Below are 13618 nucleotides of genomic sequence, written 5' to 3'. Positions count from 1 at the left end.
GAAAAGTAACATGGTCGTAAAGAATTTAACCTTAAGCATTATTATTTTGATGTTTGAATGTTCTTTAGCATAGTTTCCATTTCTTGTTTGATCTCTACTATGGCTGTCGACTGAACTTTCACGTCTTTCTGCAAAATTTCTCTTGCTATGGAAATTGCCTTTTCATTTTCCTGAATAGATTCATAAAGCTTAGCCAAAAGGTACAAGGGGTAAAATTTATGTGGCATCAAATAATAGGCATGCTGGTAGGATTCTTCCGCTTTTGTGTACAGCCCCTCTTCCTTATAACAATCTCCAAGGGTAGTAAACAGATAAGGGTCAGATGTCAATTGCTTTGCTTGGTTTAAAACTTCAATTGACTTTTTGCAATCATTATCCAACCTCAATACTTGCCCATAATCAAGCAAAAAATCACCGTTGGAACCAAGCTCTAGCGCTATTTCATCCATTATTAATCGTGCTTTAGGTACTTGATTCCAGTGGTTTACTTCATTTCGTGCCTTTTTCCATAGCCTATAATTTATCACGTTTTTATAGGCATAATGTAAAGAATAGGATACCCAAACAATACCAAACAATACCATTACAATTTTTATTACATAGGATATTTCCAACACAAATAATGTTTTCCAATTTGTCATTCCATAGACCATAGCAAGAACAATAAAAAAAGAGATTAACAATGGTGATATAGAAAAGGGATAGGAGAAGCATGCAAACACACAAATAGAGGTCAGTGACATTGTGAAGCCTAGTATGAGATAATCCCTTTTATCAAATGCTGTAAGAAACCCTTTGTATAAAATTATAATAATCGGGATTATAAGGAGAAAACCTCCAATGATGCCATTTTCACAAAATACTCGTATCCACTCGTTAAAAACATACTCACCTTTTCCCGCAACTCGAATTTCAGTTTCCGAAGCGTCTCGTGTACGAAAATAATTAGCTTGAGTAAGCCCAAATGTTGGGCGATGCAGATCAAACCCAATCCCGAGTAAAGGTTGTTGAGCAATAATATCTCCTGTAATTTTCCAATTTAGTATTCGACCTTCAACTGATTCAGGCTTCACTCGCGCTAAAACAATGACCGCAATCATTGAAATTATGACGCTTACGAGGATCAATGAAATTTTATGTCTTGTTGTTTGAAACATAAAATTCCATTTGGAAATATGAACAGTTAATGCTACAAAAAAAAACAGGCTGATAATAACACCTAGCAATGCAGCTCGGCTAAGAGTTAATATTATTACAGCAATTGTTAATATCGAAATGCCTGTTGAGAGATATTTTATTTTTGATCTTGAAACAATGCTGAACGTCAATAATGGCATTAGCCATATTAGCAGAAAAGCAGCGAAGGGTGCTGGATTGAAAAAATAACCAGATATAGTAATATGACTCTGCGGAATATAATTGAACATTTGGCCAATTCCGATTACAGAATTGACAAAAAGCCCAACCATCAATATCCATATAACACCTACCCAATTGATCGAAAAAAACCTCTTGACATACTGTGCGGTAATAAAGAAAATCAAAACTCCAATTTCCCAAAGAGAGATATTTAAGAATGGAAAGGGCTGATTAACTTTGAGTCTATTCATAACCAAAAACACTCCAAAAACCACAAGCAAAATATCTACAACGCTAATCTTCCAGTTGGTTTCAATAGATATTGCAGATGCTGTGAAAAATATCCCTGTTGCGATAAGCAAAAATAAATCCTTAGATATTACATAACCTTGATGAAGATCATTGATATAAATCAAGGAGGAGAAAATCAAGCAAATAAGTAGGCAATAAAAAGCCCAAGGAATTCTAATGAGAAACTTTGACCCGTTTATGAGCTTAACATTCATACACAAGTTCATCTTGAAAAAGCACAGAATATGATAGTTTGATTGAGTGGAAACAAGTAGACCTTGCTAGAAGAGCACGAAATATAGCTCTAGCAAAAGTAGGTTCAAGAAAGTGCTCCCATGTACATTCAACTTAGCTTTAAAAACCTCTTTGTCTATAGACGACTTTGTTGACAATCCTTTAATTCATGTTCGAGTTCCTCTATTCTAAAATGCTTTTCTTCTACCATTTTGGCAAACCGCTCTGCTTCCTTAGCTTTAAAATACACTTGCAGTGATAAAAAACAGAACAAGAGGAAGCATACAAGTAATACTATTTTATTTTTCATGTATATTATTAGTTTTCAACCTTATGAACCCTGACAGAACCCATCACAACAATAAAGAAGTCCCCAACCACACCCTGGTATACAATTGATTTCGCACGAACCATAAGAATATTCACAATCATCACTACCGCACCACCAAGGATCCTGTCGCGAACAATTACATTCACCACTTTCTCCAGAACTAGATCTTAGAAATTCGCCCAAGGATTTGAGCTTTAAACCAGACTCAGATTTTGGATCATTTACCAAATCATGGGTTAACAAAACCTCTGACCTATCAATGTAGAATGTCATACCTAGAATTCTAATTTTGTCAAAAGACCAACCCAGATTGGATTGAGCTCTTTTTGCCCATCTATCGGAAAACATCTTTAGCTCGGCCAGAGAAACTGGGTCATCCTGAAAATGTTTTTTTTCAAAGTGATTGAAAAAGATTCCAATGAATTTTTTCTCTTTTACACTATAGAAATCACATTCTTCAATGTCTCTCCATTTCTCCATCCATAGATTATATCTCTTCTCTAAGGACAGATTTATTAGTACCTCCTTTTGTGCTTTCCATGGCAAACCAATTAATTCCTTTCTTGATATGTTTTCAAGAGCATCTTGGTTATCCCATATAAAATCTATGAGTTCGTTTGAAGATAAATTACTTGGCAAAACGAACTCCGAATATGATATCTGAGACTCGGTTATTGATGGTTCGGTCTCTATAGTTTTCGAATCCATACATGAGTTGCTCAAGAAAAAAATAATGAGTAAATACAAGTATCTAACTGACAAAATTGGCGTGTGAGTTGTTTTTTGCATGACTAGGCTTTAATGATTAATAAAATTTTTGATTGAACTAATTTTCTGTTAGTCAAGGAATTTAATTCTAATAACTTCACTATTTGTAACATGTCATCATAATTTGACATGCACAGCTTTGCACACCTTTCTATGAGGTATAAGACAGGATTTTTACCAAGGCTTTCGTAACATATCAAAAATTTAATTCGAACATCAAAACTAACTTATCTCTCATGGAGATTATTTTTAATATTGTATGTCGCAATATGATATCTTCAATTTGACATTTTGGAAATCTAAATTTTAATTGCTTTAAAATGCCGCAATACAAATACATACAGTGAAACTGTACTCTCAAGAGTACAGTCCTTTAAAGCCCAAAAGCAGCTATTTTCTCATCTATGCTTTGAGTATTTTGAAGTTTATTCTTCAAAACATCTTTCTCCTCTCCACTTAGACTTAGCATTCGACTACAGAGTTGTTTCAGTTTAATGACCAGATTGTAACTCTCCACTTCAGGTAATGTATTGACCTCAGAAGATAGGCCATCATATACTTGTACAAATGCATTATAGATCATCCCATTATTGATAGAGGGATTACTGTCAATGTCTTTTCTGAGTGCGGTGGCATCAAGCATGACCATCTTCACATGATTGCTGTTTCTACCTAGTTTCTCGGCTGGCTGCTGAACCTGATTCCCATAAGGATCATAGAACTCGCTTCTAATCAGTGACCCACTTTCATCGAAGTATTCCCATTTATCCATTTTGATTGATGTGCCATTCATTACGTTAAACATTCCAACACTTGATGGTCTTCCATTATCATGAAAGGATTTGTATTTGCTTACCATAAAATCTTGAAAATCCTTAAACCCACCTTGATCAACAGGGTACTTCATATTAACGAAAGTTGCTTCTTCAGCTCTTTTATTATTTGACCAAATCTCTCGCCTTTCTACAGAGTTATTTAAGACATAATCTACCTGAACTTTGTCTCCGTTTTCATTAAAAATTGTTACTGGCCCATTGTAGAGTCCATCTTTATGATTCTCAATTGTAGATAAGTTCCCGTTTTCATAATAAAACCTGCATTCCCCATCTTTAACTTCTGGGTCAACTTGAAGTAAGCGGCCTTCAAACTGTAATTTGCCACTGGCATAAAAGTCCCTCACTATACCAATCGGAGTACCTTCATCATCAAACTCAATCTCCCTATAAAATGTAGCCTCATCTGGTGAAGAGATTTCATTCCAATGCTGATCAAAGTAAATGATCCATCTACCAGTTCTCTTGTTGTTTATATAATTACCCTGGCTCAGTACGTTTCCATCTTCATCCCACTGAGTAACCAAACCATTTACAACCGCCTCATAGTGTTTGTATTCACCTGTGTTCGGCTTCCTTGAAAGTATAAATTCTGTTGATGTCGCTTTGTTTCCATTATCGTAATAGATAACCTCATTATACAAATCTGAATCTGGGTACTTATTCCATTCCGAAGTTTTCTGACCATCTGAATTATAGTCAATGTACTTTACAGTCAGTCCATTATCCCCAAAGTAGTTCTCACTTACTAGATTTCCTTCCGAATACCTTTTAACCTCCTTGATTTTGATGAGGTCACCAAGTCCGTTTAAAACATAAAAATCATCTCCTTTTGGAGCATCTGCGTTACTTTCTGCTAAGTCCCATGAAACACCATTCCATTTACCGTTTGGATAAAGTATAGCGGTCATGGCTATCGAGCCGTCTTTATGCCAGAAAGTCCATGTTCCGTTAACGATTTTGTGATAATTTTTTGTCCCATCGTTTAGGTAAGAAGTTTCTTCAACCAGCTCCCCACTCTGGAATTTTTGATGAAGTCGTAACTGCCCAGTGCTTAAATTATAAACTGTGTGATATTCTTTGCGGTCACCATCGAGGTAGTTATCCTTGTAATTAGCCTCTGAGATTGGCCCCCCTTTTTTATCAAAAGCTTTATAAGTTCCATGCTTAGTAGCTGTCCCAGACTTTACTGTCCAAATCTCCTTTAAATGGGCTCCAACATAGGGATCATAATAAGTTCTTTTTTCCTCAAGAGATTGAGAAAAGGCGAGGTGGGCAAGAAATAATAGAGATACTGAAAGGATGCGATAATTCATATGATTTTGGTATTTGATGCCTTGAGGTTCTAAAGGCGATGAGTAGTTAATACCAAAAAAGAGGGCGTGAACCTCAAGCTTTATCTTCTGCCACTGAGGTACGGCTAAATACCCAAACGATCAGAATTAGGCAGAGGACACGCCCATAGGACGCGTCAACTCTAGCCATCTCCATCGTTCTTGAAATTTTAGCCGTTTTCAGTGAGGAGACGACAAGCTACGCTTATCTTATATGTCTTATACGTTTCTAGAAACTGATTCTATTTCATACACCTTTTCTTTTAATTCAGAGATATATTCCTAAAGCTATAAAGGCATTTTCCTTACCTCGTAAATGTTAAATACCAAAAAGTGGACTTCATACAAAGAAAAATAAAAGCGATCAACCGGACAATATTGATTTGCAGATGACATGAATTAGATCAATTGGCGGTCAATATGTCAGCATTAATCATCGAAACATGACACCACCTCTATATGGCACTATAACTGTTTGATGGAAATAATGGCTCCTAAATAACAACAACATGGCAGTATATCTTCAAAAACAATTCCAGCAATTCCACGAGAATATTAAGCTCATAAATACGGATGACAATGCTCCATTACGAGAGAAACGGGAAATCCTGATTGGCGAGCTTCGACGATACTTTGAGGAAAAGGCAATAAGAGAGGGTACAACAAAAATCACGTTTGATCCAGAAAACCAAGGAAGTTATTCTATGGGTACAGGAGTTAAACCACTTACAGGTGGAGATTATGATATTGATGTCATGATTCTATTCAACTTCTCCAAGGATGATGAGGATAAGAAGCCGGTAACAGTAAAAGAATGGGTTTATGAGGCCCTTAATAAGCCAAATAGAACGGTTCAATATAAATATCCATGTGTAAGAGTACAGTATCATAAATCAGGCGAGGAGCATTTTCATGTTGACCTGGCACTATATGCAAATCTTAATGCCAATGGGAAAACCTATTTATCGAAGGGAAAACCTACATCAGCTAATGTCGATAAGAAGTGGGAAGAGTCAAACCCAAAGGTTTTAAAGGACAAAATCAACAATAAATTTTTGGATAGTGATGATCGCCAGCAAATGAAAAGGGTGATTCGCTATTTGAAGCGGTGGAAAGACTTGAAGTTTAAAAGCCAGGGAAATGGCCGACCAACGGGAATTGCATTCACAGCATTAGCGTATGATCACTTCTCTCCTGAAATAAACCGAGTTTCATTCAATTCAAGTACAGAGCCAAACGATCTTGTTGCATTGAGAAAACTGGTAGGTCAAATAATCGATCAATTCAACTGGTGGAACGGCAGGATAACAACTTATTTGCCTGTAGAGCCAGGCAATGACTTATTTGAAAAGTTATCCGAAGGGCAATGCAAAACATTAAAGGAAAAGCTGGAGAACTTGAAGTCCGTACTTAAAAAAGCTGAGAATGAGCCGGACCCACACGAAGCGTCAAAAATGCTCAATAAGGAATTAGGAGAAGATTTTCCTATAGTCGAAAAAGATCAATCTGCTCAAAAACGTGCTCTTGCATTTCCTGGGAAAAGCGAAAGCGCGTGAAGATGACGAGGGAATTACTTTTAAGATATATTGAAGATACTGAGGGTATTGAGTTTGTCAAAGAATTAGTTGACTCCAAGTTATTTAAGAATGAACAACCGCTTTTTCTATTTGGATGTCAACTGACAGTTGATAACAAGAAGGTTTCGATCTCTCTTATAATAAGCAAATGGTTCCCTCAACACTTACCACTTTTTCTTCTTCCGGAATATGACCATCTAGGCTTTTTACCTCACATTGAACCAAAAGGACTGATATGCTATTTAGAAAAGGAAAGTGTCTTTGTTAACAGAGAAGAACCAAAGGTTGTATTCCAAGCATCTGTAGGGCTTGCAATTCAAACACTAGTAGACGGAATATCCGGAAAGAATAAAGGGGATTTTAGAGAAGAGTTTCACGTTTTCTGGGAACGGAACAAGTACATACTTCCCTTACATATAATGTCCTTTATTGAAGTCGATGATGAACCAAAGAAGGTTCTAATCTTGAAGAATCAAAAGAAGGCGATTGTTTTTGACTCTGACAAGAATATTGAAAGTCAGAAACGGGTCCACTTCAGGAATTCAGCAACTTTATCAAAATCAGGCATTTATATCCCATTAAAACTTGACTCAGATTTAATACCTCCTAAGTATGATCAGAATTGGACAATGGCTGAGTTTATTGACTGGTTAAGACCAAAAATTAGCGATGAGCATTGGAAAAACATCACTGAATCAATTCTGGATAAAAAGCCAACAAGGTTCGAGTATTTATTGCTTGGTATTCCGCGAGAGACTGGGCCGACAATTTTGGTCGGAGTTCACCTAAAGCCTAAAAAGGAGACACCTCACCCTCTGCTTAAAAAAGGAGCAGGATGGGGGCTGGAGTTACTCACCATTTCCCGCCTTGATAATACTGCCTTTTTACCGAGAGGTGGATCAAGATTGGAGTTGCAAAACAAATCAGTCTTACTGGTTGGCTGCGGATCAGTAGGAAGTCACATCGCTTTGAATCTGGCAAAAATGGGCATTGGTAAATTAGACTTAGTAGACAAAGACATACTTAAACTCGAAAACATACAACGTTTTGCAATTGGATTTGAGTATTCTCTTAAGCCTAAGGTGATGGCATTGAGAGAGTATTTAGACAAAAATCACTTGAATACTTTAGTAGCTGCTCATGAGAACACGATTGAGTCCTTCCTTGACACAGAAGGTGCGGACTTAACTAGCCACGATCTCATCATTTCAGCTACGGGAGATCCAGCCATAAATATGTATTTGAATCAGGAGTGCAGAAAGAAGGAGGTTCCTTTAATAGTGGCATGGAATGAACCTTATAGCATAGGCGGACATGCTCAACTCAGCATCTCTCCACAAAAGGGATGTTATAAATGTCTCGATCGAGATCATTATAATATAGCTTCTTTTGCGGCAAAAGATCAATCTAAGCCATTTTATAAAAAGCACTTAGGGTGTGGTGAAGTGTACACTCCTTACAATGCTTTAGATTCAAGTTGCACATCAGAAATAGCCAGTCGAATGGCGGTGTCTTTTTTATCAGGCCAAATTGAGCAACCGCAAGTACTTTCGTGGAAAGGTAACAGCTCAGAGTTCACCTCAAGTGGTTTTCTATTGTCTTCAAGATACCTGAATCAAACACTTGATCAGTTGGAAGAATTAAAAAATGAATTTGTAAACCCAGAATGCACACACTGCGGCTAAAACCATGATTGCAAAAATGACAAATAATGGAAGATTAAAGATCAGTGAAGAAGCATTGATTAGGATGAATCAATACAAACAGGACAGTAATGAAAAATTTGAGGCTGGCGGAGTTGTGTTGGGCAGGTTCATCAAAGATTTTAAGGACGTAATAGTAGACCGCATCACGGTGCCAATGATCGGTGACGTACGAGGTCGTACCTTTTTCATTCGTGGAGAAAAAAGGCATCAACAAGTCATTACAAATGCTTGGATAAAAAGCAATGGTACTTGCAACTATTTGGGAGAATGGCACACTCATCCCGAATCATACCCAACACCATCAGGCCAGGACATCAAGAACTGGAAAGAAATATTAAGCACTCGTACATTTTCGAGCCTGTACTTATACTTCATTATTGTAGGTACACATCAGGTTAGAATTTGGGAAGGAAACCGTAAAACAGGAAAGATCAAAAGGCTATACAGGTAATGACAAAGAAAAAAAGTGGTAGACCCCAAGTGAGTCTTAAGGATAATGAAAAGATTAAAATCTGGACTGAAGCGGCTGGTCGCTGTCAATTCAGGGGGTGTAATACAGAGCTTTGGTACAATTCTCTAACTCTTAGCAACAGAAATTTTAGTGAGTTGGCTCATATTATTGGAGCTAGTGAAGATGGGCCACGAGGAAATCATCAATCAACAAAGCTAGCGGATGATCCTAATAATATTATGCTTCTTTGTGATAGATGTCATAAAGAAGTTGATGGGACTGAAACAAGAAAACTTTACCCTGAAGATGTCTTGATCAAGATGAAGAGTGAGCATAATACCCGTGTCAGGATGCTCTTGGATCAGAAAGCAAAGAAAACAAGACCATTAATTCTCACTGCACAAATTGAAAAGCAGAACGTCATGTTTGCAGATCGAAGTATTCAATCTGCCATTTATCCAGACTACCTAGACACAATTAGTGACAACTGGATAAGAATTGAGCATGGTAAATTTGATCGCACAAAAAATGCAGAATGGGAGGTCGCAAAGTCTAGAATTGAAGTCGAAATCGAAGATGTAAATCGTGCTGTTGCTACAGGCCATCTTGAGCATCTTTCCGTTTTCGCTTTGGCCGCTCAGCCGCTTCTCATGTATTTAGGTAGCAAATTAGGAGACAAAGCAATCATGCAAGTCTTTGAGCCAAGAAGAACAGATGACTTAGATAAAAAATGGACATGGGAGGAAGAAGACGGAAATGGAATCACCTATCAGGATGCCCGAATCCAAGAAGGAGAAGGAACTAATGTCATACTCCTCCTTGCGCTAAGCGATTATTTATCAGAAGACAAATACACCAATATGGTTGCCGGCAATCCTCATGTTTACCAGCTGACCATAGACAAGCCCGTCCAAGGTTTTCTAACCAAAAAATCGGAAAAAGTTGCCTTCATTCATTCGTGTCGTCAATTATTGAATCGAATTCAGAAAGAAGTGGGTAGAGACTCTACAATCCATGTACTTCCTGCGATGCCGGCATCTCTAGCGGTGGAATTCGGACGATTACTTCAGCCAACAAAAGATCCTAAAATCTGGATTTACGAGAATGTAGATAAAACTGTACCCAAGAAAATTATTGAATTAAGCTAATATCCCATTCACCATCTGATTACTATAAGATATTTAATGAGGTCTATTTTTATTACATTCCAAAGTTCAATTCAATAACTATTATATGAAAAGCGTTGAGTACTTCTAGAGATTTAAGCGAGTAAGTACACTTTTATTTCAGCTGTTTTATTTTAAGAGTTATAAAATCTTTGAAATCATATTTAGGCTTCGGCAATTAAAGTGGAAAATGTTAAAACCTCGCTGTTAATTTCCATTCCCTCATTAATATAAATTGATTAAAATATTTGATTTTTCAAAAATTGTTGTGATTCCAGTCAGGAAGCGAACTCCTTATACCGAAGTGTGGTCTTCTGGTTCAGAAATCAATATCCGTAATCTTCTTTTAGATATAAGGTTGAGTAAAGATTCGAGTCCCGCAGCACAGATCGCAGGTAAAAAGGCATCAATAAGGGTTGGATTCCCATAAGACTACAGCCCCTGTTTCCTTGGTCAATATCTAGGTTAGCACGACAATTTAGGGTAACTTCCCATTCGTGTTCGTTACAAATAAATCATAAGTCGCTGATTAACAGTGTTTTATAGTCTTAAATTGTCATGGTAATGTTTGAACCCTTCTTACTTACCCAACTCAAACCCTTCTTGTAACGATTTGTGAATCAAACAAGTCATTATAGTTGATTGGTGAAAGTCCATCCTCTTGCACAAAGACAACTCCCCAGGTCTTTCGTCCATGAGTTGTTTTTCTTGGATAGTCGTGCTTTGTAAGTGCGGCACCGAGTTTTCGAACGGCTGTATTTGATACAGTTCTTGGCATACCTCCAAGTTCTAGAAGGTTTTTGAGTAGTAAAGTGGTTTGATCCCACCTTATGTCAAAGGTTTCATCACTATCCAGAGGCCTTCGTGTGTAGGCCAATAATAGCTCCTCTTCTGGATCAACAAACTGAAACTCCTGATTCAGCACTTCCTGTTCTGCGATATCTTCCTGGTCCAGCCAATACTTAAAGCCTTGTTTGATCTCAAAAAGGGCTTGAGAAAAGGCCATCTTGATTGGTAGCTCCACATTTAAATCAATCGATTCTGCCTCAAAACAGAGGTATCTTCGTGATCCCGTGCTATCTGTCAGAAATTGCTTTTTATTGGTCGTTGCCCCAAAAGTTGCTAGTCTCTTATACTCTTCCTGCTTCTTGTCATAAGGCTTTCGAACTTTCACCTTCTGTGTTGTTATCAATTCTTTTAAAGCTGTATTTTCCTTGAAATTTAGAGTATCAACTTCATCTATGACAAACAGAACGTTCTCGGCTAACATAATTTCAGTGTCTTTATCTCTCAGCTTGGGAAGTTTCTGAACCAGATAATTAGCTAGTATGCCAGGCATCAATCGCTTAAAAAATCGAGTCTTTCCAATACCTTGACCACCGGTCAGCACAAGGATAAGGTCATTAACTACACCTGGAGTGGTTATGCAAGCTACCAAACCAACAAACCACCGTTTAAATCGATCTCTTAGAACCTCTTGGTTCTTGGTCTTGATTGTATCTGCAATATCAGTTATGTAGTCTCTTTTGCCATCATATTCTGAAAGCTGCTGCATAAATTGACTTAATCCACTATCGCATTTTACCACAGCGGATTTCAATAGTAATTCAATTATTGATACACTTAAATAAGATTTTGAGAGCTCATTAAACTCAAGCCAAAGAGAGTTTAAATAGCGATCGTTTAACCTGATAAAAGGCTCTTCTCCTTTACGACGAATAAATATGTCGTCGTAGTATGTATCGAAGTAGCAATGCAGATAGTGTTGAAAGTCATCCATTTTAGCGTTGGTGGCACTGCTCGAATATTTTTGCCTCTTTCTTCTTTCCTCATTCTCCTTGTTCTTTGCTTTGATTTCCTCATACTGAGTCTTGAAATCTTCTAATGTATATGGATTGAGCGGTTCTACTTCGTTCAAAAATTCATAGCATTGTTTTGGACTGATTGTCTTTTTGCGAGCTGCTCTGCAAAAGTTAAAGAGAAACTTATTTCCTGAACTTTTTATGTTTGCTTCTTCAGTAATGTGATCGTAAATTTTTTGTAATTGGGTCATAAGAGTAGATTCTAATTTTGTGTTTTATTTCGTGTGAGTATGGATTCCAGAACAAGTCTGGATCGTGAGAGACAAAGCATAGCCGAGTTACATCATCAGCTTTGTCCAAACCCTTAGACAATATCCTTCGATAGTGTCTAGTCGCAGATTCATATGATGATCTGAATGTTGCTTTTGGATGTGAGAAAGTCTTAACCAATACCTTCAGTCCTTGTCCAGAAGGACTAATGAAGCACCCCAAAGTGTAAGGTGACTTTATAACTTGCTTTTTTGCATTATGAACATCATCAAGGAAATCGAAATCAAGAACCATTATTCCAGACATTGATTTGATTCTATCTGTACTCCTGAACCTATCAAAGGTTCCTGAAGGAGTGAATGACAATAGCCTGGATTTCTGCTTTTGATAGAGCTCAACATCTTGATCTCGTAATTGTCTGAGCCTATGTATCTCTATTGCGAAATGACCATTTTTTACAAGAGTGAGAATTTGGTGCAATGGGATGTCCATTCGCACGTTCCTTCCCACCCCTGAAAAAAGTGATACTAATCCCGCTAGGAAGTGATATTCCATGAGAATCTACCTTGGATGCCAGCTTCCTCAAATGCTAGTTTGACTTTCTCCGAGAGTTCGTCATACAAGTCCGCACCATGAGGCATTTCCATATGGTACTGCTTCAACCAAGCATACTCAGGATAATATGCAAGAATCATTTCAAACCGATCCTTGTACACATCACCAAAGAATACATCTTTGTCGGATCCTTTGGCAATTAAATCAGCCAACGGTTCAAAAGATTCTTGAAATAGCTTAACTCCAGGATTCTCATCATGGCTAACATCAACAGAGTTTTCTTCAATAAGCCTCTGGTATTCTTCGTCTGAAAAATTCTTAAATAGTTTCAGATCATACTCAGAGAACATTTTTGAGTATTTCACTTGAACAAAGAGATAGCAGAGTTGAATTGCCACCTCAATTCGTCCTGTGAATGCAGCAGTATTACTTCGTACGTTTTGCAATTTCCAGCCTTCGGCCACCGAAAGCTTGATGTATTTAGTTAAAAGATTATTCTTCTTTAACATAAGTTCTGATATTAAAAAATTGGAATTTGTTTTAGTTGATTCAGTTGAAACATTCTCACATCCTCACCCCTGAACCGTAGGCGAGATCGCTTTCCTTCACTGATTCGAAATGCTGGAAGTTTTCCTGTTCTTTCAAGCCGTCTTACGGTGCTCTCGGAAACTTTTAGATATCCCGCAACATCTTCAGTGGTATATGTCTGGAGAGGATCGCCACGACAGTAAATGCCAAGGAAGGGAATAAGATGTTCCTTGACATACCGATCAAGGCATTGTTCAGAGGTTTGAGCGATGCGTTCATCTATATAGCTATCTATAGGGTTCGATTTTCCCGATTTCATAATCATATTGTAGTTCTGATCACACATATAAGGGTGTCCAGAGTAAGGGTTGGTTTCACCCACGAGAATGTTATTGAATTAAAAAGTCGAGATG

The 13618-nt window shown here is 37.5% G+C and carries 10 protein-coding genes; 4 read left to right on the top strand and 6 right to left on the bottom strand.

The window, feature by feature from the left end; all coding sequences use genetic code 11:
* Positions 1-41 precede the first annotated feature (41 nt).
* The 3 genes from ABJD64_RS25315 to ABJD64_RS25305 all read right to left on the bottom strand — a co-directional run bounded on the left by ABJD64_RS25315 (position 42) and on the right by ABJD64_RS25305 (position 5132).
* Positions 42-1865, bottom strand: a complete 1824-nt coding sequence (locus ABJD64_RS25315; RefSeq protein ID WP_348208262.1) for a DUF2225 domain-containing protein — start codon at positions 1863-1865, stop codon at positions 42-44.
* 350 nt (positions 1866-2215) lie between these two features.
* Positions 2216-2923 (bottom strand): bacteriocin fulvocin C-related protein, encoded by a 708-nt coding sequence (locus ABJD64_RS25310; RefSeq protein WP_348208261.1) that lies wholly within the window; start codon positions 2921-2923, stop codon positions 2216-2218.
* 433 nt (positions 2924-3356) lie between these two features.
* Complete coding sequence (locus ABJD64_RS25305; RefSeq protein ID WP_348208260.1) at positions 3357-5132, bottom strand: hypothetical protein; 1776 nt, start codon at positions 5130-5132, stop codon at positions 3357-3359.
* Between the two features lie 527 nt (positions 5133-5659).
* Between ABJD64_RS25305 and ABJD64_RS25300 the strand changes: the two genes are divergently transcribed.
* Genes ABJD64_RS25300 through ABJD64_RS25285 form a run of 4 tightly spaced genes read left to right on the top strand, consistent with a single transcriptional unit; the run spans position 5660 to position 10032 of the window.
* Positions 5660-6706, top strand: a complete 1047-nt coding sequence (locus ABJD64_RS25300; protein WP_348208259.1) for a nucleotidyltransferase — start codon at positions 5660-5662, stop codon at positions 6704-6706.
* A 2-nt stretch (positions 6707-6708) separates the two neighbouring features.
* The gene (locus tag ABJD64_RS25295; protein ID WP_348208258.1) at positions 6709-8412 is read left to right on the top strand and encodes a ThiF family adenylyltransferase; all 1704 of its coding nucleotides are present in this window, start codon (positions 6709-6711) and stop codon (positions 8410-8412) included.
* Positions 8413-8416: 4 nt separating this feature from the next.
* Positions 8417-8884, top strand: coding sequence for a Mov34/MPN/PAD-1 family protein (locus ABJD64_RS25290; protein WP_348208257.1), 468 nt, complete (start codon positions 8417-8419; stop codon positions 8882-8884).
* Positions 8884-10032 (top strand): SAVED domain-containing protein, encoded by a 1149-nt coding sequence (locus ABJD64_RS25285; protein ID WP_348208256.1) that lies wholly within the window; start codon positions 8884-8886, stop codon positions 10030-10032. Before ABJD64_RS25290 ends, ABJD64_RS25285 begins: the two co-directional genes overlap by 1 nt.
* 610 nt (positions 10033-10642) lie before the next feature.
* On the opposite strand, the gene ABJD64_RS25280 is transcribed toward ABJD64_RS25285, so the two are convergent.
* The 3 genes from ABJD64_RS25280 to ABJD64_RS25270 all read right to left on the bottom strand — a co-directional run bounded on the left by ABJD64_RS25280 (position 10643) and on the right by ABJD64_RS25270 (position 13524).
* Positions 10643-12103, bottom strand: a complete 1461-nt coding sequence (locus ABJD64_RS25280; RefSeq protein WP_348208255.1) for a VapE domain-containing protein — start codon at positions 12101-12103, stop codon at positions 10643-10645.
* 555 nt (positions 12104-12658) lie between these two features.
* Positions 12659-13186 (bottom strand): hypothetical protein, encoded by a 528-nt coding sequence (locus ABJD64_RS25275; RefSeq protein ID WP_348208254.1) that lies wholly within the window; start codon positions 13184-13186, stop codon positions 12659-12661.
* Positions 13187-13197: 11 nt separating this feature from the next.
* Positions 13198-13524, bottom strand: a complete 327-nt coding sequence (locus tag ABJD64_RS25270; RefSeq protein ID WP_348208253.1) for a helix-turn-helix domain-containing protein — start codon at positions 13522-13524, stop codon at positions 13198-13200.
* Positions 13525-13618 lie beyond the last annotated feature (94 nt).

The sequence above is a fragment of the Reichenbachiella sp. genome (genome assembly GCF_039944555.1).
GTDB lineage: Bacteria > Bacteroidota > Bacteroidia > Cytophagales > Cyclobacteriaceae > Reichenbachiella.
Note: the sequence above shows the minus strand (reverse complement) of the source record. Positions and strands in the feature narration are given on the sequence as shown.